At 74.0% G+C, this 26,339-nt stretch carries 15 protein-coding genes and 3 pseudogenes; 10 read left to right on the top strand and 8 right to left on the bottom strand.

Going from position 1 to position 26,339, the window contains the following annotated elements; all coding sequences use genetic code 11:
- The first annotated feature begins 77 nt into the window (after positions 1-77).
- Entirely contained in the window at positions 78-1,955 is a 1,878-nt protein-coding gene (locus QFZ58_RS23985; protein ID WP_307126963.1) for a BTAD domain-containing putative transcriptional regulator, read from the top strand.
- Here the strand turns inward: QFZ58_RS23985 and lanKC are convergent.
- From lanKC to QFZ58_RS23970, 3 genes are all read right to left on the bottom strand, one after another.
- Positions 1,903-4,530: a class III lanthionine synthetase LanKC gene (lanKC, locus tag QFZ58_RS23980; RefSeq protein ID WP_307126962.1), complete on the bottom strand. Its 2,628-nt coding sequence runs from the start codon at positions 4,528-4,530 to the stop codon at positions 1,903-1,905. The two genes, QFZ58_RS23985 and lanKC, sit on opposite strands and share 53 nt — an antisense overlap.
- 109 nt (positions 4,531-4,639) lie before the next feature.
- On the bottom strand, positions 4,640-5,977 hold the full coding sequence (locus QFZ58_RS23975; protein WP_307126961.1) for an MFS transporter: 1,338 nt from the start codon (positions 5,975-5,977) through the stop codon (positions 4,640-4,642).
- Between the two features lie 377 nt (positions 5,978-6,354).
- Positions 6,355-6,516, bottom strand: a complete 162-nt coding sequence (locus QFZ58_RS23970) for a hypothetical protein (RefSeq protein WP_307126960.1) — start codon at positions 6,514-6,516, stop codon at positions 6,355-6,357.
- Between the two features lie 321 nt (positions 6,517-6,837).
- On the opposite strand from QFZ58_RS23970, the gene QFZ58_RS23965 reads away from it, so the two are divergent.
- The 7 genes and pseudogenes from QFZ58_RS23965 (at position 6,838) to QFZ58_RS23935 (ending at position 14,638) form a co-directional block, all read left to right on the top strand.
- Complete coding sequence (locus QFZ58_RS23965; protein WP_307126959.1) at positions 6,838-7,959, top strand: radical SAM protein; 1,122 nt, start codon at positions 6,838-6,840, stop codon at positions 7,957-7,959.
- A pseudogene (locus QFZ58_RS23960) lies at positions 7,956-8,689 on the top strand (iron-containing redox enzyme family protein). Before QFZ58_RS23965 ends, QFZ58_RS23960 begins: the two are co-directional and overlap by 4 nt.
- Positions 8,686-8,928: an aroma-sacti cluster domain-containing protein gene (locus tag QFZ58_RS23955; protein WP_307126957.1), complete on the top strand. Its 243-nt coding sequence runs from the start codon at positions 8,686-8,688 to the stop codon at positions 8,926-8,928. Before QFZ58_RS23960 ends, QFZ58_RS23955 begins: the two are co-directional and overlap by 4 nt.
- Before the next feature lie 115 nt (positions 8,929-9,043).
- The gene (locus QFZ58_RS23950; protein WP_307126956.1) at positions 9,044-12,277 is read left to right on the top strand and encodes an adenylate/guanylate cyclase domain-containing protein; all 3,234 of its coding nucleotides are present in this window, start codon (positions 9,044-9,046) and stop codon (positions 12,275-12,277) included.
- 3 nt (positions 12,278-12,280) lie between these two features.
- Positions 12,281-13,166 (top strand): annotated as a pseudogene (locus QFZ58_RS23945) (S8 family serine peptidase).
- A complete protein-coding gene (locus QFZ58_RS23940; RefSeq protein WP_373428581.1) occupies positions 13,147-13,746 on the top strand; it encodes a GAF domain-containing protein in 600 nt (199 codons plus the stop codon). The pseudogene QFZ58_RS23945 and the gene QFZ58_RS23940 overlap by 20 nt, the downstream one beginning before the upstream one ends.
- 103 nt (positions 13,747-13,849) lie before the next feature.
- Positions 13,850-14,638, top strand: coding sequence for a sugar phosphate isomerase/epimerase (locus QFZ58_RS23935; protein ID WP_307126955.1), 789 nt, complete (start codon positions 13,850-13,852; stop codon positions 14,636-14,638).
- A gap of 46 nt (positions 14,639-14,684) precedes the next feature.
- Here the strand turns inward: QFZ58_RS23935 and QFZ58_RS23930 are convergent, their stop codons facing one another.
- Positions 14,685-15,584, bottom strand: a complete 900-nt coding sequence (locus QFZ58_RS23930) for an EamA family transporter (protein WP_307126954.1) — start codon at positions 15,582-15,584, stop codon at positions 14,685-14,687.
- Between the two features lie 98 nt (positions 15,585-15,682).
- Between QFZ58_RS23930 and QFZ58_RS23925 the strand changes: the two are divergent.
- A pseudogene (locus QFZ58_RS23925) lies at positions 15,683-16,592 on the top strand (LysR substrate-binding domain-containing protein).
- A gap of 439 nt (positions 16,593-17,031) precedes the next feature.
- Complete coding sequence (locus QFZ58_RS23920) at positions 17,032-18,858, top strand: glycoside hydrolase family 3 protein (RefSeq protein WP_307126953.1); 1,827 nt, start codon at positions 17,032-17,034, stop codon at positions 18,856-18,858.
- A gap of 73 nt (positions 18,859-18,931) precedes the next feature.
- Here QFZ58_RS23920 and QFZ58_RS23915 read toward each other — a convergent pair whose 3' ends face one another.
- From QFZ58_RS23915 to QFZ58_RS23900, 4 genes are all read right to left on the bottom strand, one after another.
- Entirely contained in the window at positions 18,932-20,404 is a 1,473-nt protein-coding gene (locus QFZ58_RS23915; RefSeq protein WP_307126952.1) for a S28 family serine protease, read from the bottom strand.
- A gap of 77 nt (positions 20,405-20,481) precedes the next feature.
- A complete protein-coding gene (locus QFZ58_RS23910) occupies positions 20,482-20,946 on the bottom strand; it encodes a hypothetical protein (protein ID WP_373428580.1) in 465 nt (154 codons plus the stop codon).
- Positions 20,947-21,034: 88 nt separating this feature from the next.
- Positions 21,035-24,787 (bottom strand): ABC transporter ATP-binding protein, encoded by a 3,753-nt coding sequence (locus QFZ58_RS23905; protein WP_307126951.1) that lies wholly within the window; start codon positions 24,785-24,787, stop codon positions 21,035-21,037.
- Positions 24,788-25,173: 386 nt separating this feature from the next.
- The gene (locus QFZ58_RS23900) at positions 25,174-26,037 is read right to left on the bottom strand and encodes a serine hydrolase (protein ID WP_307126950.1); all 864 of its coding nucleotides are present in this window, start codon (positions 26,035-26,037) and stop codon (positions 25,174-25,176) included.
- Positions 26,038-26,339 lie beyond the last annotated feature (302 nt).

Genomic DNA, 26,339 nt, shown 5'->3' with positions numbered 1-26,339 from the left:
TGCGCCGTTCCGTGTCGCGGCAGGATCGGCCGGTGTACGGCAGCTTGTCGCCCCTCCCCCGACCAGGAGGTCCGCTGATGACCCGTCCCCCCGCTCGCCCCGGTCCCGTCGGCGCCGTGTACTTCTCGCTGCTGGGACCACTGACGGCCGCGGTCGACGGCAGACCGCTGCCGCTCGGCCCGCGCAAGCAGCGGCTGGTCCTGGCCACCCTGCTGTCCCGCCCCAACACCCCGGTACCGGTCGACGTACTGACCGACGTGGTGTGGCCCGAGGCGCCGCCCCGGACCGCGCGCAAGAACCTCCAGGTCTACGTCAGTGCCGCCCGGACGCTCTTCGCGGCCGTGGACGGAGGCGACCGGGACCGGGTGGTGCACGGCTGCGGCGGCTACCGGCTGCGGATCGAGGAGGGTGAGCTGGACACCCTGCGCTTCCGGGCGCTGGCCCGGGCGGGCCGGGCGGCCGGGGAGCGGGGGGATCTGCGCACCGCGGCACGGCTCCTGCGGGAGGCGCTGGACCTCTGGGGGGAGCGGCCCCCACTGCACGACCTCCGGGACTCCGCCGTGGTCGCGGAGGAGGCCGAGAGGCTGGAGGCCCGGTGCCTCACGGTCTACGAGGACTGGGCGGAGGCCGAGACCGAGACGGGCAGGGCGGCCGTCGCGGTGGACGGCCTGCGGGACCTGGTGGAGCGGCACCCGCTGAGGGAACGGCTCCGCGCGGCCTGGATGAACTCCCTGCACCAGTCCGGCCGGCAGGCGGAGGCGCTGGAGGTGTACGACGACTACCGGCAGCTTCTCTCCAGGGAGCTGGGGTTGGAGCCCAGCCCGGCTCTGGCCGCCCTCTACGGACGGATACTCGGGCGGGGAACCCCCGTCAGGCCCGCCGCCCCGCGCAAGGCCTCGCGCGACGTGTCGTTGCCCGCGGACATCCGGGACTTCACCGGCCGTGAGGACGAACTGGCGCGGCTGCTCCCGGTGGCGGGCGCCCCGGACGGCGGCGTGCTCGTCGTCACCGGCCCCGCCGGGGTGGGCAAGTCGGCGCTGGCCGTCCGGGCGGCGCACCTGCTCACGGACGGTTTCCCCGACGGGCGCGTGCACGTGCGGGTCCGGCGGCAGGACGGCACCGCACGCGGTCGCACCGGCATGCTGGACGAACTGCTACGGCTGTGCGGCGTGGAGACCTCGGGCCGGCCCGACGCGGCGGAGGCCGAGACCGCGTGGCAGGACTGGCTGTCCCGGCACCGGGCACTGCTCGTGCTGGACGACGTGGTCGACGAGGCGTCGGTGCGTGGGCTGCTGCCCCGGTCGGGGCGGTGCTCGGTCATCCTGACCGCGCGCGGGCAACTGGCCGGCCTGGCACCCGTGCACCGGATCGCCCTGTCCCCGCCCGAGGAGGCGGAGTCGTCGGAGCTGCTGGGGAAGCTGATCGGTGTGGACCGCCTGCGGACGGATCCCGCCGCGGCGCTGCGCATCGTCCGGGCCTGCGGGGCGCTGCCCCTGGCGGTCGTGGTGGGCGGCATGCGGCTGGCGGTGCTGCGGCACCTGCCGCTGGCGGAGTACGCGGCCCGGATCGAGGACCCGTGGACGGCCCTGGACGAACTGGTCGCCGGGGACGTGTCCGTCCGGTCGCGGATCGCGGCGGGCTGGCAGGACCTGAGCGCCCGCAACCGCGCGGCGCTGACGCGGCTCGCCGATCACACACGGGACGGCGGTTTCACCCTGGAGCGGGCGATGGCGGCACTGGGCCTGGACGAACGGGCGGCCATCCGCGCCGTCGAGGCGCTCATCGACACCGGTGCGGTGACCTCTCCCCCCGGTGAGGTCACCGCACACGCGGCGCTGTACGAGGTGCCACGCCTGCTCGGCCTGTACGCCCGCGAGAGCGCGGGCCCCGGCGAGGACGTCGCTACCCCCGCGGCGCCCCGGCGGACGGCCCTGGAACTCCTCGGCCGAGGGTGAGCAGTTCCAGCAGACCGGCAGGATCCTTCCCGGCCCCGGCCCCGCCCTCTCCGCCCGACAGGAAGTGCAGGCCGAGGAGGACACCGGCCGCCCCCGTGCCGAGGTCGGCGGAGAAGCGCCGCAGGGTCGCGCCCGGGACGAGCAGCCGGTCCTCGTCGGCGACCAGGTGCCAGGCCAGATTGCGTACGGAGGCCAGGACACCGGCTCCGGTCCGGGACCCCGGACCGAGCTGGCCAGCGGTGGCGACGAGCCCCGTCCGCCCCGTGAACAGCCCCGGTTCGCGCACGAACTCCATGACGCAGCCCTTGCGCACGCCCGGTATCAGGGCGCTCAGTACGGGGTCCTCGTGCCGTGCCGTGTACGCCTGCGCCACCAGCGCGGCGCCCGCACTGCCCTGGCTCAGGTAGAGCAGATGGCGCCGGCCGTCCCGTACCTGGAGCGTGCCGTCAGGCATGGCGACGATGTGCCCGGCCTCGCGCTCCAAGGCGGCGCGTGCCGCCGGGCGCAGCCACGCCTCGCCGGTCAGCGTGTGCAGTTCCAGGTGGAGCAGGGCGGCTCCGCTCAGCCCGCGCAGCAGTCCCGCCGACTCCGGGAGGCGCAGGCCGTCCACATGTTCGCCCCGCACCAGCCGGTCCAGGTCCCGGGCGGTGCGCAGGGCCGTCTCGACCAGCCGGGTGTCGGGGGCCGTCCCGCCGGCACGGGCCATGCGCAGAGCGGCGAGCGCGATGCCCGCGCGCCCGGTGAACAGATCCGCCGATGCCGTCGGCGACGCGGCGGACATCGCACGGTCCCACAACTCGCGCCCCTGGTCCCCGCGTCCCAGGAGCGAGAGCACCAGGGCCGTGCCCGGCAGCCCGTCGAAGAGCCCGCCCGCCCCGGCGGGGTCCCTGCGGAGCGCCGCGGCCGCGAGCCAGTCGGTCCACTCCTCGGGGACGGGGGCGCCCACCCGGTGCAGGGCGTACAGGACACCGGCGGCGCCGTTCGCGAGATCGGTCCCGCCGGTGGCGAAGAGATCCGGGCCACCCGGGAAGAGACGGTCCGCCCGTCCGGGTGTGGCCCCGGCGTGGATCCCGGCCAGCAGGCGGGTGCGGATCCCCGCCCAGTCCACCTCGGGCCCTTCGAACAGGGCGGCCACCTCGGCCTCGCGGCGTCGTGAGGCGTCCAGGCCGCGCAGCAGTCCTGGCCGGCGCGGGCCCGCCCCGGCCGGCAGGCCGTACCGGCGGCGGGCCCAGCTTTCCAGGGTGAGGGCCTTCGCCCTCTCGAGTCCGGCCATCTCCATGACCGGCATCAGCATGGCGAGCCAGGTCGCCCAGAGTGCGTACGCGTCGGCCTCCGCCCCCGGGGTGCCGGGGGGCGCCTGGAGGCCCGGGGCGCCGGCCAGCGGGGTGACCTCGTCGTCGAGCGCGGTGGCGTACTCGAAGTCGACGAGGGCGATACGCCCGTCGGGCCGGACGATGATGTTGGAGGGGTGCAGGTCGCCGAAGCGCAGACCCCGCGCGTGGATCGCCTCCAGCGCCCGGGAGAGCTCGCCCGCCGTCGCGTCGGCCCATGCGACGTAGGGAGCGAGGTCGTCGGCCGACTCCGCTCCGCGTACGAGGGCGAAACGGGCCGTGATCTCCTCCAGCAGCGTGTTCCCCTCGATGTGCTCCTCGATCAGGAAGTGGTGCTCCCAGACGGTCCGTACCCCGTACACCTCCGGGACGCAGTCCAGCCCGGCCAGCGCCGTCAGGGCCCGGTGCTCGCGGTGCAGGCGGGTGACGGCGTCGTCGCCCACGCCGTCGAGGCCGCAGTGCGGGCGCGCCTCCCGCAGCACCAGGCGCCGGCCCGTCTCCCGGTCCACGGCCAGGTAGATACCGCCGGCGTTGGAGAACTGGAGGGCCTCGGTGACGGTGTAGGGGAAGCTGTCGTCGCGGGCGGCGGCGCGCGCCGCGAGGTGCGGCCGCAGGGCGGCGGGCACTTCGACCCACGCGGGCGTCCGGAAGACCACACCGCGTTCGTCGGGGACCAGCTCGCCGTCGGGGTTCCGCAGGGCCAGGACCCGGCGGCCGCCGGCGTCGTCGCACCAGCGGGGGACGAAGGCGCCGTAGCGCGTGTACACCGGGGCGTCGCCGATCCGCAGGTCGCTGAGGACGTAGGGGCCGCTGCGCCCGGCCAGGGCCCGGGACAGTTCGTCGGCCAGCGTCAGGAACACGGCCTCGTCGGGCGGGTAGACCGCGATGAACTTGCCCGCGCCGCTGCGGTTCACGTACTTGCCCGCCATCAGCGACAGCGCCTGCTCGCTGCGCAGGAACTTGAATGGCACCCCGTGGCGCAGGCAGATGCGGGCGGTGTCCCGCAGGGTGGCCTCGGCCTCGCCGGGGACGGTGGACACATGGATCTTCCAGCCCTGCTCGGCCGGCGCGGTGTGCTCGGGCACCAGGGACGTCCACAGGCCCACGGCCTCGCGGCGCCAGCCCGCCGGAGGCGGGTCGGTGCCGAGCCGGTACCGGGACTCCTCGTCGGGCAGCCGGGCCGGGGTGTCGAAGTACGTACGGTCGGCGAGGCAGTACAGCTGGGTTTCCTGGATGCCTGGCACGCGCGGCTCTCCTCTCGAAGCCCGCCGGGAGCGCCGACGGTGGCGGTGGGGTGGCTGGGTCGTGTCCGGTTCGCGGGGCCCGGTCCTCGAGTGCGGCGGGGCCCGGTTCTCAGTCCGCGGGAACGGCTCGGTCGGCGCCGGACGGCGCGTGGTCGGAGCCGGGCGCCGGTACGCGGTCCGGGCCGGGCGCCGACGTGGGGCCGGTGCCCGGCTCCGGCGGGCCGGCCGGGACCGCCTCCAGGTGCGGGGACGGCTCTGCCCGCGCGGAGGGGGCGAGGGTGACCACGAGGGCGGACACGGCCAGCACACAGCCGGTCAGGGAGAAGGCCCAGCGGGCGCCGAAAGCGGTCATCAGGGCTCCGCCGGCCAGCGGCCCGAACGGCTGGACCATGGAGGACAGGAAGCCGGCCGCGCTCTGTACCCGGCCCACTCTCTCCTCCGGGGTCACGATCAGGAGCTTCGAGAGGAATCCGATGCTGGCGATCGTCGACAGGCACATGCAGAGCGCGCACATGATCCCGGCCACCAGCGGTCGGCCGGTCCAGGCCATCGTCCCGGCTGCCACCACGCAGCTCCAGCAGGTGATGAGGATCAGGGCCCGCGCGTGCCGGTCGGGGCTGATCCGCGGCGCGAGCAGCGCCCCGGCCAGTGCCCCCGCGGAGACGCAGGTGAGGACGAAGCCACCGCCGACGCCGGAACGGCCGCCTTCGGAGAACGCGGTCAGGGCGGTGAAGGTGAGAGCCCCGAACGCGAAGTTCATGCCGAGGCCGAAGACGAGAAGAACCGTACGCAGATACGGGATCGCCCACAGGAACGTCAGGCCCGCCATGAGCTCGCGCCTGCTGAACACGGCGCCCGCCTTCGTCCTGGCCCGGGAGCGGGTGCGGACGAGGGCCACGCAGACGGTCGACAGGAACAGGCCCAGTGCCTCGGCCGCGAACGGCAGGGCCGGGTGGACACCGAACAGCGCTCCCCCGACGAGCGGTCCGACGAGCCGGGCCGTATGGGTGCGTGCCTGGAGCCGTGCGGTGGCGGTGCCCATCTGGTCCGCCGGGACGACAGCGCGCATCAGGCCGAAGACGGCCGGCCCGTAGATGCTGCTGATCACCGCTCCCGCCGCGGCGACGAGCAGGACGAGTGGCATGGGGGCGTGCCCGGACCAGACGGCCGCGGTGAGGGCGGTGACGACGGCCAGGCTGCCGACGTCGCACAGCCTCATCAGCCGGCGGCGTTCGACACGGTCCGCCACCACACCGCCGGGCAGCATCGTGATCAGCACGGCTCCCACGGACACCGTCCCGACGGCCCCGGCCTGTACCGCGGAACCGGTCTCCTTGAGTACCAGCAGGGGAAGGGCGAGAGCACTCATCTGCCCTCCCAGGACCGCGAACAGGCCGCTCATCCAGAGCAGCCGGAAATCCCTGTTGCCGCGCAGCGGCATGGTCATCGTGAACTCCCGGGGATGGTCGGGCTCGTGACGAGTGGTGCGGGCCCGCCCGGGCCTCGGGCCTCGGGCGGCGGGGGCCGGGGGACGAGCTCCTCGCACCGTGCGGCGCAGGGCCGGGGAACGAGCTCCTCGCACCGTGCGGCGCAGGGCCGGGGAACGAGCTCCTCGCACCGTGCGGCGCAGGGCCGGGGAACGAGCTCCTCGCACCGTGCGGCGCCGGAGCCCCTGCACGGCCGGCGAGGGTGGCCCACGGGTGGGGTGGAAAGCAGCGGCGGGGCGGCTCCGTCACGACGGAACCGCCCCACGTCACCGGCCGGCCCGGCGCCACAGCGGGAGGTCCTGCCCCGGCCTCCGTGGCGCCACCCCGGTGCGTCCGGTCAGTTGGAGTCCATGACGACGCTGAGCACGCTGACACAGCTGCCCGGAGCCGCGATCTCGTGGTTGGCGGTCTCCTGCAGGTCCAGCACGGAGTGCGCCTCGACCTCGGGGGTCTCGGTCTCGTTGTTGTCGTCGGCCGCGGGCTTCGTGTTCTCGGACATGGTGGTCTCCGTCCACTCGTGACTGTGCTGGTCCCGGGAGCCCCGAGGTGCCGGGTTCCGGTGGGGCGGACCGTTGCCCGCCGTTGCCGAGAAAGTTAGGAGCCCCCGCCTGGGAGACGCTTCGGCGGCGGTATGGCTGCGGTATCAGGCCAGTTCGGCAGGGTCGCGAGGCCGCCGGAAGAGGGTGTGACGTGCCCGGCCCGCACCGGTGACCTGGGCCCATACCGACCTTGAAGCGGTCGTGGACCACCGCCGAACCGCCCCGCGACAGGCTGGGTACGCGCCCGACGCGCCCCGGCCCTCTGAAGGAGGCGGCCCCGCATGGAACTCGGCGAACTCGTCGTACGGCGGCCGTTCCCCGCCGCCGGACTGCTGCTCGGCCTCACCCGGCGCTGCCCCCTGAGCTGCGCCCACTGCTCCACCGGATCGGGCATGACCGTGCGGGAGCGGCCCGACGCCGGCCAGCTCGCGCGTTTCGTGGGCTCGTTCACCCCGGACGACCGCCCCGACGTGGTGATGCTGACCGGTGGTGAACCGCTGCTGCTGCCCGGGCTCGTCGAGGAGCTGAGCACGCTCGCCCACAGCGCCGGGGCGCGTACCGCGCTGCTGAGCGGCATGTTCTTCGCCCGCTCGCGGCGGATCCCGGCTCCGCTGCTGCGGGCCATCACCGCCGTCGACCACTTCTCGGCCAGTCTGGACGTCCACCACGAGCGGGAGATCCCGCGGGCCGACGTCTTCCGCGCCCTGCACCGGATCCGGGAGACGGGGGTCGCGGTGAGCTTCCACCTCACCGGGTCGGGAACCGGCGACCCGTACCTCGCGGACATCACCCGTGACATCGAGGAGGAATTCGGCGGCCGGGTGCCGTCGCTGGTCAACGAGGTGCGGCCGTTCGGGCGGGCGGCGGCCTGGGCGGCCCCCGCCCGTACCGTCCCTGACACGGGCCCGGTCTCCCCGTGCGCCATGGCCGCCTGGCCGGTGGTCGCCTTCGACGGCACGGTTCTGGCCTGCTGCAACCAGGACACGGTGGATCTGCGGCCCGTCCCCGACCACCTGCACCTCGGGCACATCGCCACCGACGACTGGGCGGCGGTGCGCCGGCGCACCCAGGAGTCACCGGTGCTGCGCATGATCCGGACGGTCGGCCCCGCCCATCTGTCCGCACGCTCGGGCACACCGCCCCGGGGCACCTCCTACTGCGAGGGCTGCCGCGCCCTGGGCGGCGGCGCACACGTGACGGCCGCAGGCGTGGCGACGGGTGCGGCGGGCGCGCTGCTGGACCTGGCCGCCGCCCGGCAGGGGGCCGCCGGGGGCGCGGTGGGGGTGGTGCGACGCCACGGCTGCGCGGCGTACGCCCCCCTCGTCACCGCGGGCGCGGCCGGCGCCGCGGATGCCCCCGCCGCCGGAGCCGGTGACGTCCGGACCCCGGGCGGGGCCCGGTGAGCGCCGCACGGCCGAGCACCTCGGCGCGGCTGCGGGTCACGCTGGGGCTCCTGGAGGGCGAGCTGCTGGACGCGACGGAACACCTGTGGCGGCCGGAGGACCTGCTGCCGCGGTACCGCGCGTATCTGTGCACCATGCATGCGGTGGTGCGGGCCTCGGTGCCGCTGATGCTGCGGGCCCGTGACCGCGCCCGGCTGCTGGAGACCCGCGGCGATCCGTCGGCGGGGCCGCTGGCGTCCTACCTCACCGAGCACATCCGGGAGGAGGAGGGCCACGACGGCTGGCTGCTCGACGACCTGCGGGCAGCGGGTGTGCCGCCCGGGGACGCGCTCCGCCCGATGCCGGCACCGGTCGTCGCGGACCTGGCCGGCGCGCAGTACTACTGGATCGAGCACCACCACCCCGTCGCGCTGCTCGGCTACATGGCGGTGCTGGAGGGCTACGCGCCCTCCGCGACCCTGACCTCCCGCATCGCCAGGACGACCGGGCTCCCGGACGCCGCCCTGCGGACCGTACGGGAACACGCGGCGCTGGACACGGGCCATCTGGACGACCTCCACGCGCTGCTGGACCGGCTCCCGCTGACCCGGGGGCAGGAGGCGGACGTGGCGGTCAGCGCCATGCACTCCCTCGACGCGCTCACCCGCCTGTTCGTCCGGCTCGGGCGCGTCGAGGCGGTACCGCCGCCCCGGGAGCCGGACACCCCTCACCGATGGGAGTCCCACCATGACCCGACCCCCCGAGACCGGCGCCCCCCGGCAGCCGGCCGACGGCACACAGCCGGTGCTGCCCGACGCGCTGTACGAGGCCGGCCTGCCGGTGGACCTGCTGAGTGACGAGCAGCGCCTCGTGCTCAGCCAGCTGACGCCGGAGGAACTGGGCGTACTGCTCGACATCAAGAGCCGGCTGGACGCCGTGGAACCGGAGGTCCAGGCACACGGCGAGATCGCCGGCGGCGCACTGTTCTAGGCCGTGCCCGCGCGTTCCCGCCCCGCGCCTCCCGCGTCGCGGACCACGGTCCCGCCCCACGCCCCGGTCCGCCGGGGCGTGGGCGGGACCCGACACCTCCGAGAGAAGGACCGCCATGACCTGCCCCTCGTGCCGTCAGGACCTGCCGCCGGACGCGCGGTTCTGCTCGTCCTGCGGGACGCCGTGCACCGCCGCCGTCACCCCGGGGGACGACGAGCGCAAGCCGGTGACGGTGCTCTTCTGCGATCTCGTCGGCTCGACCGCGCTGTCGGGCGTACTGGACCCGGAGACCTTGCGTACCGTGACACTGCGGTACTTCGAGGCGATGAGCGCCCAGATCGTGGCTCAGGGCGGCACCCCGGAGAAGTTCATCGGTGACGCGGTGATGGCGGTGTTCGGTGTCCCGGTGGTCCGGGAGGACGACGCCCGGCGTGCGCTGGCGGCGGCGCTCGGGATGCGGGACGCGCTGGCCGAGCTGAACGAGGAACTGCACGCCGCACTCGGCATCCGGCTGGCCACCCGGGTCGGTGTCAACACCGGTCAGGTGGTGGCCGGTGGGGACGCGACGGCCCGTCAGGCCCTGGTGTCGGGGGAAACCGTCAACATCGCCGCCCGCCTGGAGCAGAACGCCGGTGCCGGGGAGATCCTCATCGGCCCGCACACCCTGCTGGCCGCCGGCCCGACGGTCTCGGCGGAGCCGACCGGACCGCTCCGGCTGAAGGGCAAGCGGGAGACCGTGGAGGCCTACCGGCTGCTCGCGCTGGGCACCGACGACCCGGCTCTGCTGCGCCGCTTCGACGTCCCCTTCGTGGGGCGCCGTGCCGAGCGCGGCGCACTGGACGCGGCCCTCGCGGAGACCGTCCGCAACGGGCGAGCGGGTCTGCTGCGGGTCACCGGGGAGGCGGGTGTCGGCAAGACCAGGCTGGTACGGGAGTGGCTGGCGCGGCGCGCCGCCTCGGGCGCACTCGCCCACGGCGCGGGCCGGTGCCGCAGCCATGGGGAACAGGGCACGCTCACCCCCCTCGCCGACGCCCTCCGCGCCCTGCGGGTGCCCGCCGTCCGGCCCGGTCCGGCAGGTGAGGGACGCGCGGCCGGGCACGCCTCCGTACGGCCCTCCGGGATGCCGGCCGACGACGACGCGACGGCGCTGCTCTCGGCCGGCCTGCTGCGGGACGGCACGCCGAACGCGCCGTTCGAGGACATGTGCGCCGCACTGTCGACGGTGCTGGGCCGGGCCGCCCGGGTCCGGCCGGTCGTGGTGGTGCTCGACGACGCGCACGCGGCCGCGCCCCTGCTGACGCGCACGCTGGAGCGGCTGACGGACGGAGCGGGGCCTGCCGGCGTACTGATCGTCTGTGTGGGGCGCCCGGACGGCTCGGCCGACGGCACGGGCGGGCTGCCGGTCACCGGACTGCCCCACGAGGAGGCCGCCCGGCTGGCCGCCCAGCTCGGCCGGCTCGACGGCCGGGACGGGCCGGTGGACGAACGGCTCCTGGCCCGCGCCGAGGGCAACCCGCTCTACCTGGAACAACTGCTGGTCGGCGGACGGGGGGCCGGCACGGGCGCCGACGGCCCGGACGGCGGGCTGCCGCCGACCCTGCAGGCACTGCTCGGCGCCCGTATCGGAGCGCTGGCCAGGGCGGAGCGGACCGCCGTCGATCTCGCCGCCGTGATCGGCCGCGAGTTCACCGCGGCCGAACTCGTCCTGCTGGAGGTGTCCACACGACTGGCGGAGCGGCAGCCGTCCGCGGTGGTGGCCGCCCCTCCCGAGGAGCGGGCGCGGCACCTGGCGCGCGTCGAGGAGGTGCTGGCGGCGCTGAGCAGGCGCCGGCTGGTGGAGCCGGCGCCGCGGAGGGACCCGGAGACGGCGGCCTACCGGTTCAGCAGCGGGCTGGTGCACGAGGTGACGTACGGCTCTCAGTCCAAACGGGCCAAGGCCGACCGCCACGCCTGGGCTGCGGATCTGCCCAGCGTGCTGCGCGCCGGGGACGGCGCTGTCGGTGGCCATCTGGAGCGCGCCTACCACTACCGCGCCGAGCTGGGACTGCTGGACGAGGGCACCCTGCGGTTGCGCGGCCGGGCGGCCGCCGCGCTGGGCCGGGCCGGGGCCCAGGCCGCCGCCCGGTCCGACCTGTCCTGGGCGCACAGCCTGCTGGAGCGCGCCGTCGGCCTCGACCCCGACGACGCCGGGTCGGTCCGCAGGCTCGGTGAGGTGCGGGTGGCCCTCGGCAACACCGAGGCCGGTGCGGCCCTGCTGCGCCGCGTACGGGACCTGGAATCCGCGCCGGTCGAGTCCGCGCACGCCCGGCTGGCACTCGTGGTGCTGGATCCCGGCGGTCCGGGACCCGGACTCACCGCGACGGCCCGGGCGGTGCTGCCGGTCTTCGAGGCGGCCGGTGACTCGGCGGGCAGGGCGCGGGCGCATCTGAGACTGGCCCAGCGACTCCAGCAGGCGGGCCGGCACGAGGAGTCGGAGCGCGATCAGGCGCGGGCCCTGGAGCAGGCGGTGCTGGCCGGGGCCGAACCCGAGCGCGCCGGGGCGCTCGGGGCCATCGGAATCTCCTTGTGGCGCGGCCCGGCGCCCGCGCCCGAGGCGGTGGAACGCTGCCGGGCCCTCCTGTCGGAGCACGGAGGGGGCCGCCCGACGGTCAGGCTCACCCTGAACTGCCCGCTGGCGGTGCTGTACGCCCTCCAGGACCGGACCCGTGAGGCGTACGGCTGCCTGGCGGAGGCGGGAGAACTGGCCCGGAAGCTGGGGTTCGCCGAGGCGGAGGTGTTCCTGCCGGTGTTCCGGGCCGCGGTGGAGTCGCTGCTCGGCCACGGCTCCGCCGCGCTGGAACTGCTGGCCCGCGCCGACGAGGCGGCCCGGCACACCGGCGCGACCGGGATGCGGACGGCCGTCGCACTGGACGCGGCCCGGATCGAGCTGGACTCGGGCCGCACACGCCGGGCGGCCGTCCGGCTCGCGGGTATCGGGGACGGAGCGGAGCTGAGCCACGCCGACGCGGTCGACCTGCAGGGGATGCGGGGCCGGCTGTCGGCCGCCGAGGGCCGCGCGTCCGCAGCGGCGGCCCACGCGGACCGGGCGGTGGCGGCCTCGCTGCTCACCGATTCCCCCCTGGTCCAGGCGACGGCCGCACTGGACCGTGCCGCCACCCTGTACGCACTGGGGAGGCGGGCGGACGCACGGGCCTCCGCACGGGCCGCGCGGGAGCGGTTCGCGGCCAAGGGGCACCTGCCGGGGATCCGCCGGGCCGCCACCTGCGTGCCCGGGGCCGTGCCCGAGGGGGCCGTGCCTGACGGGACCGTGCCTGACGGGACCGAGTTCACCACGACGGAGAGGAGCTGACCGATGGAGGCCACCGGAAGGGGCACGGCACCGGGGCAGGGACTGACCTGGAGCCTGCGGGGGCGCGGCCCCCAGGACGTGCCCGTGACCGCCGACCCGGGCCCGCCGGGCGGCCGGCCGGCGGGCCGGGCGACCGGGCGCGGTGTGCGGGTGTGCGTGGTGGATTCGGGTGTGGAGCGTGACCACCCGCTGGTCGGTCCCGTGGACGGTTCCTGGGTGGTGGTCAAGGACGGGGAGAGCGGCGCGATCACGGTCGAGCCGACCACGACCGGGGACACGTGCGGGCACGGTACGGCGTGCGCGGGCATCATCCGCCGTACCGCCCCCGACTGCGAGGTCCACAGTGTCCGCGTGCTCGGCGAACGCTTCTCCGGCACGGGTGAGGTGCTGATGGCCGGGCTGCGGTGGGCGGTGGAGCAGCGCTTCGACGTGGTCAACCTGAGTCTGTCGACCACGCGGACCCGCTTCGCCCCGGAGCTGCACGGTCTGGCCGACCACGCCTACTTCGCCCGTACGGTGATCGTGGCATCGGCGCACAACACCCCGGTCGAGAGCTTCCCCTGGCGGTTCGCCTCGGTGATCTCCGTCGGCAGCCACCAGGAGGACGACCCGGAGCTGCACCTGTACAACCCGGAGCCCCCGGTGGAGTTCTTCGGGCCGGGACAGAACGTGTCGGTGCCCTGGCTGGGCGGCCGGACGATCCGTACGACCGGCAACAGCTTCGCCACGCCGTACATCGCGGGCCTCTGCGCCCGGGTCCTCTCCGCGCACCCCGGGATGACGGCCTTCCAGCTCAAGAACGCCCTCTATCTGTCCGCGGCCAATGTCCACGTCGGCCCGCGTCCTTCCACAGCGGCAGGAGATATCCCGTGACGACTCCGAGAACTGACATCACGCTCGCCTCCCTCCCCGCCCCGGGCGACGCCGCCCGGCGCGAACTGCTCCAGTCGGTCGTCGATGTGGCACGCGCGATCTTCGGGGCCGCCGCCAGCTCCGTCTTCCTGCTCGACGAGGAGGCGGACGAACTCGTCTTCCAGGCCGTCTCCGGTGAGGGCGAGGAGTTCCTGGTGGGCCGCCGTTTCCCCGCGGGGCGGGGCATCGCCGGCTGGGTGGCGACCTCGGGAGAGCCGATGGTGGTGGACGACCTGGTCAGCGACCCGTCCTTCGACCGTTCCCTGGCGGAGTCCACTGCGTACGTACCGCAGGCGCTGATGGCGGCCCCGCTGATCAGCGACTCCCGCGTCCTGGGGGTGCTGGAGGTCCTGGATCCTTCACCCCAGGCGCGGTCGGGCGTCCGCGAACTGGACCTGCTGGCGATGTTCGCCCGGCAGGCGGCCGCCGCCCTGCGGGTGGCCGCCCCGGCGCCGGTCGCGGCGGGGAGCACCGGGCGGACCCTGGACGGCGCCCGGCGGGAGGACGCGCTGCAGCTGCTCGGCAGCTTGGAACGGCTGCTGCGGGGCACGGGCTGAGGAGGTACATACGCTGGGCGGCGCGGGAGTGACGGCCGCCCCGACGGGCAGGAGCCGTCGGGGCGCCGGGCTCCGCTCCCGCGCAGAACGGAAGGACACACACGTGAAGCTCGCTTTCTCGACCCTCGGGGTGCCGGGGATGCCGGTCGCCGACGTGGTGCGGCTCGCCGCCGGACACGGGTACGCGGGGGTGGAGCTGCGCACGCACCCCGAGGAGCCGGTGCACACCGGGCTGACGCTCGCCGAGCGAACCGCGGTGGCGCAGGAGTTCGCGACGGGCGGGGTCGAGATCCTGGCCCTCGCCGGGTACGTACGCGTCGCCGCCGAGGGTGACGACGAAGCCGTGCTGGCCGAGCTCGCCGAGCTCGTGGAGCTGGCCCGCGACCTGGGGGCGGCGTACGTCCGCGTCTTCCCGGGCGGCGGGGACCAGGACCCCGCCGAGGCGGACAGGACCGCTGCCCGCCGGCTGGGCGCCGCGGCTCCGCACGCCGCCGACATGGGCGTGCGCATCCTCCTGGAGACCCACGACTCCCACCGCGCCGGGGCCGACGTGGCCCGGGTGGTGGGCACGGTCGGCCACGGGCAGATCGGCGCCCTCTGGGACGTCATGCACACGTGGCTGGCGGGTGAGGAGCCGGTGGCCGCCCACGCGGTGCTGGCCCCGCACCTGGGATACGTGCAGGTGAAGGACATCGCGTCCGCCGACGAGACCACGCCGCTGGCGCTGGGGGACGGGGCTCTGCCCCTGAAGGCGTGCCTGGACACGCTGGACGCCGACGCCTGGGTCTGCTGGGAGTACGAGAAGCGCTGGTACCCCGCCGCCGCCCCCCTGCCGGGTCTGCTGGCAGCGGGGCGTGAGCATCTGCTGCGGCTCGGGGCGCCGAAGCAGTAGGCAGGGCGGCGGCTCGGGCCGCGAAGCCGTTGCGGGGGCCGGCGGCTCAGACCCCGGCCGGCTGCGCCTCGGGCACCTGCGCGGCGGCGGCGCGCGGCCGCGGCAGGGAGGTCAGGGCCACCCCGCCGACCAGCAGCGCGGCCGCGCACCACCGCAGCGGGCTCACCGGCTCACCGAGGAGGAGTGCCGCGGAGGACATCCCGAAGACCGGCACGAGCAGGGTGAACGGGGCCACGGACGAGGCCGGGTGGTGGCGGAGCAGGAAGCCCCAGGCACCGAAGCCGAAGACCGTGGTGATCCAGGCGACGTAGACGATGATGCCGACGCCGCTCAGGTCGAGCGCGGCCAGGGCCTCGGCGTCGCGGTGCGGGCCTTCGAGGAGCAGGGACAGGCCCAGCAGCGGCAGTACCGGCACGGTCGACACCCAGACCATGAAGTTGAGGGAGTCGCGCGGAGCGGCCTTGCGGGTGAGGACGTTCGACACGCCCCAGCAGGCCGCCGCCGCGACGACGAGGACGAAGGCGAGCACGGGCCCGCCCGCCCCTTCGTCGACGGCGGCGACCCCGATGCCCGCGAGGGCGGCGCCCATCCCCAGCACCCGTGTCCCGCCGGGCCGTTCGCCGAGCGCCACGGCCGCGAAGAGGGCCGTGAAGACGGCCTGGACCTGGAGGACGAGGGAGGAGAGCCCGGCAGGCATCCCCCGGTCCATGGCGATGAAGAGCAGCCCGAACTTGGCGACGCCCAGGGCGAGGCCCACGCCGACGATCCACTTCCAGGCCACCTTCGGCCGGCCGACGAAGAACACGGCGGGCAGCGCGGCGACGAGGAAGCGGAGCGCGGAGAAGAGCAGGGGCGGAAAGTGGGCGAGCCCGAGCTCGATGACGACGAAGTTGACGCCCCAGACGGCGGTGACCAGCACGGCGAGGGCGATGTGGAGAGGACGCATGGACAGAGCATCGGCCGCGCGGACCATGTAGCACCAGCACGGATTGCTTCATGGTTGGATTGAGCATCGCTGAAGCTTCCGCCCTTTGCGAGGTCCCCGTGCTCGATCTGTCCCGGCTTCGCGCCCTGCACGCCGTATCCGTCCACGGGTCCGTCGCGGCGGCGGCCGCCGCCCTCGGTTACACCCCGTCAGCCGTCTCGCAGCAGATCACCAAGCTGGAGCGGGAGACGCGCACGACGCTGCTGGAGCGGCACGGCCGCGGGGTCGCGCTCACCGAGGATGCGGTGCATCTGGCCGCCACCGCCCAGCAGCTGCTGGCGATCGTGGAACAGGCCGAGACGACTCTGGAGGAGCGCAGGGGCACACCGACGGGCCGGCTGTCGCTCGGCGCGTTCGCGTCGGCGGCGCGCGGGCTGCTGCCGGGAGTGCTGGCGGAGCTGGCACGGGAGCACCCGGCGGTGGAGGCGCGGCTGACGGAGGTCGATCCGCACCTCTCGGTCGATCTGGTCGCGAAGGGCGTCATCGACCTCGCGGTGGCCCACGACTGGGACATCGCCCCGCTGCCGGCGCCGGACGGCCTGGCGCAGGCCGTGATCGGTGACGACGGGTGCGATCTGCTGGTGCCGGAGGGGCACCGGCTGGGAGGGCGGACTGCGGTGCGGCGGGAGGAGCTGGCCGCGGAGCGGTGGGTGTGCCAGCCGCCCGGCACCGTGTGCCACGACTGGCTCGTGCGGACGCTGCGGGCTGCGGGGTGCGAGCCGGACATCCGGCATCAGGCGGAGGAGCACCACACCCAGCTCGCCCTGATCGCCGCCGGGGCTGGGCGTGGCGATGATCCCGCGCCTGGGCCGGGGGCAGCTGCCGCCGGGGGTGGTGGCGGTGCGGCTGGATCCCGTACCGGTGCGGCGGGTGTACGCGCTGTGGCGCACGGAGGCGGCGCGGCGGCCGGCGATCACCGCGGCGGTGGCCGCGCTGCGGGCCGCAGGGGCGCGGGCGGGGCTGTCCTGACGCTCACGGCGACGGACGGGGGCCCACGCGCCGGGCAAGGTCCCGCACCCTCGCCCACCTGACGGACCGGAACCCCAACACGCCGGCGCCGACTGGGAATTGGCCCAGGATTTCCGGGCGGGAATGACCTGCGTGACTGGGCGTATCCCACCGTAGAGGCGTACCCATGAGCGACGGAACGACTTCCGCATCCCCGGCCACGACCCCCTCGCCAACCACTACGTCGACAGCCCGGTCCGGCGCGCCGCCCTGGACGGCTCGGCCCGACCGGCCGCGCGACGCACATCCGGCCGATGCGGCCCTCCTCACCCCCTTGCGCCTCCGCTCCCCCACTCGCCGCGCGTGTCCCGCCCTTTTCGGGTGGTCCTCTTGACTGGTAGTTACTTTCCATATATCCGTACCTTCTTGGAAGTTTCTTTCAGCACCGGAAGGAGCTCACGTGCACCACCGCACCTCCAGACGCGCTCTCCTCACCGCCACCGCTGCCACCGTCGCCGTGGCAGCGACCGGCGTCGTCGCCGTCCCCGGCGCCGCCCAGGCATCCGGCACCTCCACGGACAGCCGCCTCAAGCGGCTCATCGCCCGGATGAGTCTCGAGGAGAAGGTCGGCCAGCTCTTCGTGATGCGGGTGTACGGGCACTCCGCGACCGCCCCCGACCAGGCGGACATCGACGCCAACCTCGCCGAGATCGGGGTCCGTACGGCCGCCGAGCTGATCTCCACGTACCACGTCGGCGGCATCATCTACTTCGCCTGGGCGCACAACACCCGGGACCCGCACCAGATCGCCGACCTCTCCAACGGCATCCAGCGCGCCGGTCTCGCCGGGCCGACCCCCGTGCCGCTCCTGATCTCCACCGACCAGGAGCACGGCATCGTCTGCCGCGTGGGCGAGCCGGCCACCCTCATGCCGGGCGCCATGGCACTGGGGGCCGGCGGTTCGCGCTCCGACACGCGCCGGGCCGCCCAGATCGCCGGTGCGGAACTGGCCGCCCTCGGCATCAGGCAGAACTACGCGCCCGACGCCGACGTCAACGTCAACCCGGCCAACCCCGTCATCGGCGTGCGCTCCTTCGGTTCCGACCCGGATTCGGTGGCCGCCCTCGTCGCCGCGCAGGTGAAGGGCTACCAGAGCGCGGGTGTCGCCGCCACGGCCAAGCACTTCCCCGGCCACGGCGACACCAGCACCGACAGCCACACCGGCCTGCCCTCCATCCACCACACCCGGGAGCAGTGGGAAGAGCTGGACGCCCCGCCGTTCCGGGCCGCCGCCGCGGCGGGCATCGACTCGATCATGACGGCGCACATCGTGGTCCCCGCCCTGGACCCGTCCGAGGACCCCGCCACGCTCTCCCGCCCCATCCTCACCGGCATCCTGCGCGAGGAGCTCGGCTACGACGGCGTCGTGGTGACCGACTCGCTGGGCATGCAGGGAGTGCGCACGAAGTACGGCGACGAACGCGTCCCCGTCCTGGCGCTGCGGGCCGGTGTCGACCAGCTGCTGAACCCGCCCGACCTCCCGGTCGCGTGGAACGCCGTCCTGGAGGCCGTGAAGAGCGGGGAGCTCAGCGAGGCCCGCATCGAGGAATCGATCCTGCGCATCCTCCGGCTGAAGTGGAAGCTCGGGCTCTTCCGCGACCCCTACGTCACCCACCGGGGCGTGGACCGGACGGTCGGCACGCGGGCCCATCTCGACGCCGCCGACCGGATCGCCGAGCACACGACCACGCTGCTCGCCAACACCGGTGCGCTGCTCCCGCTGTCCCGCCGTTCGCACAGGAACCTGCTCGTGGTCGGCGCGGATCCCGCCTCACCGTCCGGCACGACGGGTCCGCCGACCACCACGCTCGCCGAGGCCTTCCAGGAGCTGGGGTACGCGGCGACCGCCCTGTCCACCGGAACGGCGCCCTCACAGGCGAGGATCGCGGAGGCGGTGGCGGCCGCCCAGGGCAAGGACGCGGTCGTCGTGGGTACGTACAACGTCACCGCGACCAGCTCCCAGCGCACCCTTGTCGCGGCGCTCGCGGCGACCGGCGTCCCGGTGGTCACGCTCGCGCTCCGCAACCCGTACGACATCGCCCAGCTGGCCGGTACGGGGTACGCGGCGAGCCTGGCCGCGTACTCCTGGACGGACGTCGAACTGCGGGCGGCCGCCCGGGTGATCGCGGGACGGGCCGAGCCGGAAGGCCGGCTGCCGGTCCCGGTGCAGCGTGCGGACACGCCCACGCAGGCGCTGTACCCGGTCGGCTACGGCCTGTCCTACTGACGCGCGGGCGGGCCGGGCGTCACCGGGTGCGACATACCCGGCAACGCCCGGCCCGCCCGCCTGCGGGGCCGTGTCACGGCCTCAGCGTGCCCGCCTTCCTCTCGAGCTCCGCGTCCCGCTTGTCCAGCTTCGCGTCGAACCTGGCGAGCGGCCTCGCCTTCGCCGGATCGGCCTCGACGGCCGCCGGGGCGACTCCGGCCCAGCGCAGGATCGCCGCCGTCGCCCTGGCCTTCTCGTCGGCGACGAGGCCGGCGACCTTGGATCCGTGGTTGCCGCCCGGCACCGTGTAGACGTAGCTGTCACGGGCGCCGCGGCCCAGACGGAAGCGCTCGGCACCCCACGGGTCGTTCTCGCCGTAGACGTACATCATGTGCCTGGCGTTGTTCCGGACCCAGCTGTCCACGTCGCGCATCGCCGAGGGCGCGAACTTCATGGGGATGGAGCGCGGCACGAAGGCGCGGGGCGGTTGGTAGCCGTAGCGGCTGAGGCCGCCCAGCCAGGGCTGCGTGATGTCGGGCGAGCCGAGCTGGGTGCCCGCCTGGTAGTAGTACGGCGTGTACTGCTCCAGGCCCTGGTCGGCGTAGGCGGAGAAGCCCGAGATGCCGTCGATCGAGTCCCAGATCGCCTCGTCGGTGGCCTGCGGGGCGTCGGCCGGCACGGACTCGCAGTCGGAGAGCAGGCTGTACTGCCAGAACGCCCAGACGTAGTCCATGACGACGGCCTCGTACGCCTTGTCCAGCGAGCCGACGGTGTTGAACGTGAGGCCGTTCTCGGCGGCGTACGCCTTGTACTTCTTCTCCAGCGGCTCGCGGCGCACGAGTGCCTCGCGCTGTACGCCGTTCAGCCGGTCGCGGCACTCCTCGGTGCCGACTCGCGCGAAGAACCGGTCGTAGGCCGAGTCCTCGTCGTTCACGACGTCGTTGGGCGCGACGTAGGCGACGACGCCGTCCATGTCCTTCGGGTAGAAGCGCTCGAAGTAGGTGGCGGTCATGCCGCCCTTGGAGCCGCCGGTGGTCAGCCAGTTCCGGGAGTAGATCCCCTTCAGCGCCGTGAAGACCCGGTGCTGGTCGCTGGCGGCCTGCCAGATGTCGAGCTTCGACCAGTCGGCGGGCGCCGGGCGGGACGGGGTGAAGAAGCGGTATTCCAGCGAGACCTGGTTGCCGTCGATGATCTGCGTCGGCTCGCTGCGGCTCGGGTTCGTGGAGACGTTGTAGCCACTGGTGAAGAAGACCGTCGGGCGGTTCGTGTCCTTGTGCAGCAGGGTGACGCGCTGCTGGAAGGTGCCCTTGGACGGGTGCCTGTGGTCGATCGGCTGTGTGTAGTTGAGGACGAAGAAGCGGTAACCGGGGTACGGCTTCTCCTCGATCAGACTCATGCCCGGGATGGCCAGGATGCGGTCCTTGACGTCCTCGCTGCTGCTGGTGGAGCCGCTGCTCTGTTTCGCGGCCGGTTCCGCGGCGGTGGCCGCACCGGCCGAGGCTCCGGTCGCCCCCGCTGTGCCTATGAGCACCGCGAGCGACAGAACCCCTGTGAGCGCCTTGCGCATGCACCCTCCCCTTGATTCACGACAGTCGCCGTGAACCTAGCGGGGGCAACACCTGCCACGCCAGACCCAGTTGCGTGTCAGCACAAGATCCACCCGGTGGAACCCGAGGAACCCGCGACGGAACCGGAGGCGCGGACGCACCGGTTCAGCGCGTGGACCGTGACGGGGCCCGCCAGCCGGGTGAACCGGCCGCTGTCGACGACCGCCCGGCCTCCGCGCGGCTGCAGCGAGACGCGCATCGCGCGGCGCGCGCCCGGGTCCCTGGCGACGGTGACGGCGCAGGCGTAGGCCCGGCTCTCGTAGACGCGCAGCGAACCGGTGGCGAACGCCACCGTCTTGACCAGCCGTCCGGAACAGGGTGACGCGGCCTGCGCGGGGGCCGCGCCGGGCCCGCCCAGCACCAGGCCGACGGACCCGAGCAGTGGCAGCACGAAAAGCGCCACCCCCAGGCGCCGGCCCGCCGGCCGTTTCGCCGGCCGCGGCCGTCCCGATGCCCTCAGCGGTCCCGTCACTCCGTCCACCCCACCTGCTCCGTCGAACACCCTGACCCTCGTCGGCCACGTATGCGTATGGGTGTACGACGCACAACGGGGGGTGCGAGGTTCCGGAGAAGCGGGGTGGACAACGGTGTCAGACCTTCGAGGGGGCGCCCTCGTCCATGCCCTCCCCTATGAACGTGCGCCACAGCCGGGCGTACAGGCCGTCCCTCGCGAGCAGTTCGCCGTGCGTGCCGTCCTCGGCGACCCTGCCCCCGTCCATCACCACGACGCGGTCGGCGCGGGCGGCCGTCGTCAGGCGGTGGGCGACGACGAGTGTCGTGCGACGGCCGGCGAGGCGGTCGGTGGCCTGGTTGACCTGGGCCTCGCTGGCGAGGTCCAGGGAGGCGGTCGCCTCGTCGAGCAGCAGGATGTCGGGGTCGACCAGCTCGGCGCGGGCGAGGGCGATCAGCTGGCGCTGGCCCGCCGAGAGGTTGCGGCCCCGCTCGGCGACCTCGTGCAGGTAGCCGCCCTCCAGGGTGGCGATCATCTCGTGGGCTCCGACCGCCCGGGCCGCCGCCTCCACCTGGGCGTCGGTGGCCTCCGGCAACCCGTAGGCGATGGCGTCGCGGACCGTGCCCGCGAAGAGGTAGGACTCCTGCGGTACCACTCCGAGCCGGTGCCGGTACGCGGTCCTGTCCAGCCTGCGCAGGTCCGTGCCGTCCGCCGTGACGCGGCCGCTCGTGGGGTCGTAGAAGCGGGCGACCAGCTTTACGAGCGTGGACTTGCCCGCACCGGTCTCGCCGACGAAGGCGACCGTCTGGCCGGCGGGGATGCGCAGGTCGATGCCGGTGAGGGCTTCCTCCTCGCCGTCGTAGGCGAAGGAGACGTCCTCGAAGGCGATGTCGCCGCGCAGCGAGGGCACGTCCTGCGGTGTGTCGTGGTCGGCGGTGGAGGTCGGCTCCCGCAGGAGCTCCTGGATCCGGCCGAGCGAGACCGTGGCCTGCTGGTAGCCGTCGAAGACCTGGGAGAGCTGCTGCACCGGGGCGAAGAACAGGTCGATGTAGAGGAGGTAGGCGACCAGCGCGCCCGTGGTCAGCGTGCCGTCGTCGACCCGTCCGGCGCCGACGATCAGCACGGCGGCCGCCGCGACCGAGGCCAGCAGCTGCACGAACGGGAAGTAGACGGAGATCAGCCACTGCCCGCGCACCCGGGCCTCGCGGTAGTGGTCGCTGCGCTCGGCGAACCGCTGGGCGCCGTCGCGCTCGCGGCGGAACGCCTGCACGATCCGCAGCCCGGAGACGGACTCCTGGAGGTCGGCGTTGACGACGCTGATGCGCTCCCGCGCCAGTTCGTAGGCCTTGACGCTCCTGCGGCGGAAGAAGAAGGTGCCCACGACCAGGAGCGGCAGGGTCGCGAAGACGACCAGGGCCAGCTGCACGTCGAGGACGAGCAGCACGACGGTGATGCCGAAGAAGGTGACGACGGAGACGAAGGCCGTGACCAGGCCGGTCTGCAGGAACGTGGACAGGGCGTCGACGTCCGTCGTCATCCGGGTCATGATCCGGCCGGTCAGCTCGCGCTCGTAGTAGTCGAGGCCGAGCCGCTGCAGTTGCGCGAAGATCTTCAGGCGCAGGGAGTACAGGACGCGTTCGCCCGTACGGCCCGTCATCCTGGTCTCACCGACCTGGGCCGCCCACTGCACGAGGACGGCGAGCAGGCCGAGCCCGGCCGCCGCCCAGACCGCGCCCAGCGCCATGCGCTGCACGCCGTCGTCGATGCCGTGCCGGATCAGCACCGGCAGGAGCAGGCCCATGCCCGCGTCGACGGCGACCAGCGCCAGGCTCACCAGCAGCGGGAGCCCGAAGCCGTGGAGCAGCCGGCGCAGGCCGTACGACTCCTCCGGGCGGACGGCGCCCGCCTCGTCGATGCCGGGCGTGTCGGTGGCGGGCGGCAGCGCTTCGACCTGGGCGAGGAGCTCGGGGGTGGCGGGCATACCGGCCGCCGCCGTGTCGCGCTGCTCCTCCTTGCGGATCCACAGCTCCGGGGTGATGCCGCGCTCCGCGTCGAACTCGGCCTCCAGCTCCTCCTGGAGCGCGCGGTCGTCGTCCGGCGCCCCGTCCGTCACCCTCTGGTGCCCCGGTGAGGTGCCGCCGAGCTCGTCCGGGTCGGTGAGCAGCCTCCGGTAGAGCGCGGAGCGCTGCTCCAGCTCGGCGTGCGTGCCTATGTCCGCGAGCCGCCCCTGGTCGAGGACGGCGATGCGGTCGGCGAGGCCGAGGGTGGAGCGCCGGTGGGCGATCAGCAGGGTGGTGCGGCCGGCCATGACCTGCGCCAGCGCCTCGTGGATCTCATGCTCGACGCGGGCGTCGACGGCGGAGGTGGCGTCGTCGAGGAGGAGCAGGCGGGGGTCGGTGAGGATGGCCCGGGCGAGGGCGACCCGCTGTCGCTGCCCCCCGGACAGGGTGAGCCCGTGCTCGCCGACCTTGGTGTCGTAGCCGCCGGGGAGCTGCGTGATGAAGTCGTGCGCCTGGGCGGCGCGCGCGGCCCGCTCGATCTGTTCCTGGGTGGCGTCCGGGTGTCCGTAGGCGATGTTGGCGCGGACCGATTCGGAGAAGAGGAAGCTGTCCTCCGGTACGAGACCGATGGCGGCCCGCAGGGAGTCCTGGGTCAGCTCGCGGACGTCGTGGCCGCCGACCAGGACGGCGCCGTGCGACACGTCGTAGAAGCGGGGCAGCAGGAGGGAGACGGTGGACTTCCCGCTGCCGGAGGCGCCGACGACGGCGACGGTCTCGCCGGGCTCGATGGTCAGGGAGAACCCGTCGAGTACGGGTCGCTCGTCGGCGTAGCCGAAGCGCACGTCGTCGAACTCGACGCTCGCGGGGGCGTCGGCCGGCAGCTGCTTCGTGCCGTCCTGCATGGAGGGCTCGGTGTCGATCAGTTCCAGGACGCGTTCCACCCCGGCCCTGGCCTGCTGGCCGACGGTGAGGACCATGGCGAGCATCCGGACCGGGCCCACGAGCTGGGCGAGATAGGTGGAGAAGGCGACGAACGTGCCGAGGGTGATCTCCCCGCGGGTGGCCAGCCAGCCGCCGAGAGCCAGCATCGCCACCTGGCCCAGCGAGGGAACCGCCTGGAGCGCGGGGGTGTAGCGGGAGTTCAGCCGGATGGTCCGCAGCCGGCCCGCGAAGAGCCTGCGCCCGACCTCGCGGAGCTTGCCCGTCTCCTGCTCCTCCTGTCCGAACCCCTTGACGACCCGGACGCCGGAGACGGCCCCGTCGACCACTCCGGCCACGGCGGCGGCCTGACTCTGGGCGTACCAGGTGGCGGGGAAGAGGCGGGTCCTGGAGCGGCGGGCGATGAACCAGAGGGCGGGGGCGACGGCGAGGGCGACGAAGGTCAGCGGCAGCGACAGCCACGCCATGATCACCAGGGAGATCAGGAAGAGCAGGATGTTCCCGATGGTCATCGGGAGCATGAAGAGGAGACCCTGGATCAGCTGCAGGTCGCTGGTGGCCCGCCCGACGACCTGGCCGGTGGAGAGCTCGTCCTGCCGCTTCCCGTCGAGCCGGGTGAGGGTGCCGTACATCTCGGTCCGCAGGTCGTGCTGCACGTCGAGGGCGAGCCGGCCGCCGTAGTAGCGACGGACGTAGGTGGCGGCGTAGACGAGGACGGCCGCGACGACGAGCATCCCGGTCCACAGACCGAGGGAGCGGGTGCGGTCGCCCACGACGTCGTCGATGATCACCTTGGTGATCAGCGGGACCAGGGCCATGACGCCCATGCCGGCGAGTGACGAGCCCAGCGCCAGCAGGACGTTGCGCCGGTAGCGCCACGCGTATCCGGCCAGCCGCCGGCCCCACCCCGGCTCCGCGCTCCGCTGCTCCCCGTCCGCGCTCTCGCCCGCCATCGTGCCTCCTGCTTTCCCCGTCGCCCCGCCTGGTCTACCGCATGTCACCAACGCCGTCAGCTGCGGATTTCATCCCGCCGCAACAATTGCCGGCCCATGGCCGGAGGCGGGGGGACGGCAGGTCCCAGGTCGTGGGGCGGGCGGGAGGGACGCCCGTACGGGAGGCCGGTGGTGCGGGGCCCCGGGCCCCCGCACGGCGGACCGGGCCCCTAGGGCGTGTTTCGAAAGTCCCGCCTGCCCGGGGGCGTCTGGCACGCACGCTCGCCGCGTTGTCGGGATCACCCCGATACACCCGGTATCGAGGCGACCCTCCGCCTTGCGATCGCACGCACCAGACGCCCCCGGGCCTGCCCTTCGGGCAGACGACGCCACTTTCGAAACACGCCCTAGCCGGTGGTCGGACCGAGGTCCTTGTGTACGGCCTCGGCCACGGCCTGGATGGTGCTGACGCCGTCGTTCATCGTCTTGTTGTCCTGGGTGAGGACGGTGATCAGGTAGTCGTGGCCCTTGCCGCTGAACGCGCCCACGCTGTGTACGCGCCAGCCGTGGGCGGACCGCTCCAGCCAGCCGTTCTTGAGCTGGACGGTCGCGTCGGCCGGAGCACCCGCCGGAACCCCCCAGCGCTGGTCCGGCACGACCTTGCGCATCCGGTCCAGGAGGAACGTCCGCGAGCGGTCGTCGAGGATCTTGTTCCGGCTCGTCACCAGGGTCAGCAGGCGCTGCTCGTCCTGGGCGGTGATCTGGGTGAGTCCCCACGCATGCCCGGCGTCCGGAGTGGTGCGGGTCATGCCGGCGGCCCGGAGGAAGGCCTTGACCTTCGACGGGCCGAGGCGGCCCCACAGCTCGCTGGTCGCGTCGTTGTCCGACTTCGTGATCATGGCGGTGGAGAGTTCGGTCTCGTGCGGGGTGAGCGGCCGGCCCGTGCGCCGGGCGTCCCAGAGCAGGGCGGCGAGGACCGTCACCTTGACCACGCTGGCCGAGTCCACCTGCTGGGTGGCCCGCAGTGTGCAGGTCGTACCGGTCCTGTGGTCCTGGACCGCCAGGGCGGTGGTGGATCCGGTGCCCTTGAGGGCTGCGGTGATGTCCTCGGACAGCCGGGCGGCGAGGCCGGTCTTCTTCGACACGCAGGAGACGGAGGGCGAGACGGCCTCTGCGGGCTTCGCCACGGCGGCCGCGGGTGCGAGCACGCCGCAGATCAGGGCGGCGCAGACGGCCGCCCGGGAACGCCGGGACGTCAGCTGGTGACTCATGAACCTTCCGTCCTGTGTGTCGGGTGCGGCCTGAGGGACCCGAGCATGATGCACACATGCGGACAAAACGTCCTATGGTCCGCGCCACAGGCCTCCTGGCCCGGCCCCCGGCGTCCTCCGGACGGACCTGGGCCGGGCGCACCCTCCCGCCCTGGTGGCGCGGCGGTGCACTCGGACGGCGGCGCGGCCGGCGCGCCGGGGGCGGGTGACCGACACCACAGGGGCCCCGGAGTCGTGGCCCGGACACCAACCGCAAGGAGGTCACGGGCAGCCGGGCGAGCCCGTTTCCCGGCCTTGGCGTC

Origin of the sequence: Streptomyces sp. B1I3, from assembly GCF_030816615.1 — a bacterium.
In the GTDB taxonomy this organism is placed as follows: Bacteria; Actinomycetota; Actinomycetes; order Streptomycetales; family Streptomycetaceae; genus Streptomyces.
The sequence above is the reverse complement of the archived record's forward strand: the minus strand, read 5'-3'. Positions and strand labels throughout refer to the sequence as shown.

What these genes read in the sequence shown, in the direction of transcription:
- QFZ58_RS23985 (WP_307126963.1), top strand. Translation starts at nt 78, where the DNA reads ATGACCCGTCCCCCCGCTCGCCCCGGTCCCGTCGGCGCCGTGTACTTC.
- QFZ58_RS23975 (WP_307126961.1), bottom strand. Translation starts at nt 5,977, where the DNA reads ATGACCATGCCGCTGCGCGGCAACAGGGATTTCCGGCTGCTCTGGATG.
- QFZ58_RS23970 (WP_307126960.1), bottom strand. Translation starts at nt 6,516, where the DNA reads ATGTCCGAGAACACGAAGCCCGCGGCCGACGACAACAACGAGACCGAG.
- QFZ58_RS23965 (WP_307126959.1), top strand. Translation starts at nt 6,838, where the DNA reads ATGGAACTCGGCGAACTCGTCGTACGGCGGCCGTTCCCCGCCGCCGGA.
- QFZ58_RS23955 (WP_307126957.1), top strand. Translation starts at nt 8,686, where the DNA reads ATGACCCGACCCCCCGAGACCGGCGCCCCCCGGCAGCCGGCCGACGGC.
- QFZ58_RS23950 (WP_307126956.1), top strand. Translation starts at nt 9,044, where the DNA reads ATGACCTGCCCCTCGTGCCGTCAGGACCTGCCGCCGGACGCGCGGTTC.
- QFZ58_RS23930 (WP_307126954.1), bottom strand. Translation starts at nt 15,584, where the DNA reads ATGCGTCCTCTCCACATCGCCCTCGCCGTGCTGGTCACCGCCGTCTGG.
- QFZ58_RS23915 (WP_307126952.1), bottom strand. Translation starts at nt 20,404, where the DNA reads ATGCGCAAGGCGCTCACAGGGGTTCTGTCGCTCGCGGTGCTCATAGGC.
- QFZ58_RS23905 (WP_307126951.1), bottom strand. Translation starts at nt 24,787, where the DNA reads ATGGCGGGCGAGAGCGCGGACGGGGAGCAGCGGAGCGCGGAGCCGGGG.
- QFZ58_RS23900 (WP_307126950.1), bottom strand. Translation starts at nt 26,037, where the DNA reads ATGAGTCACCAGCTGACGTCCCGGCGTTCCCGGGCGGCCGTCTGCGCC.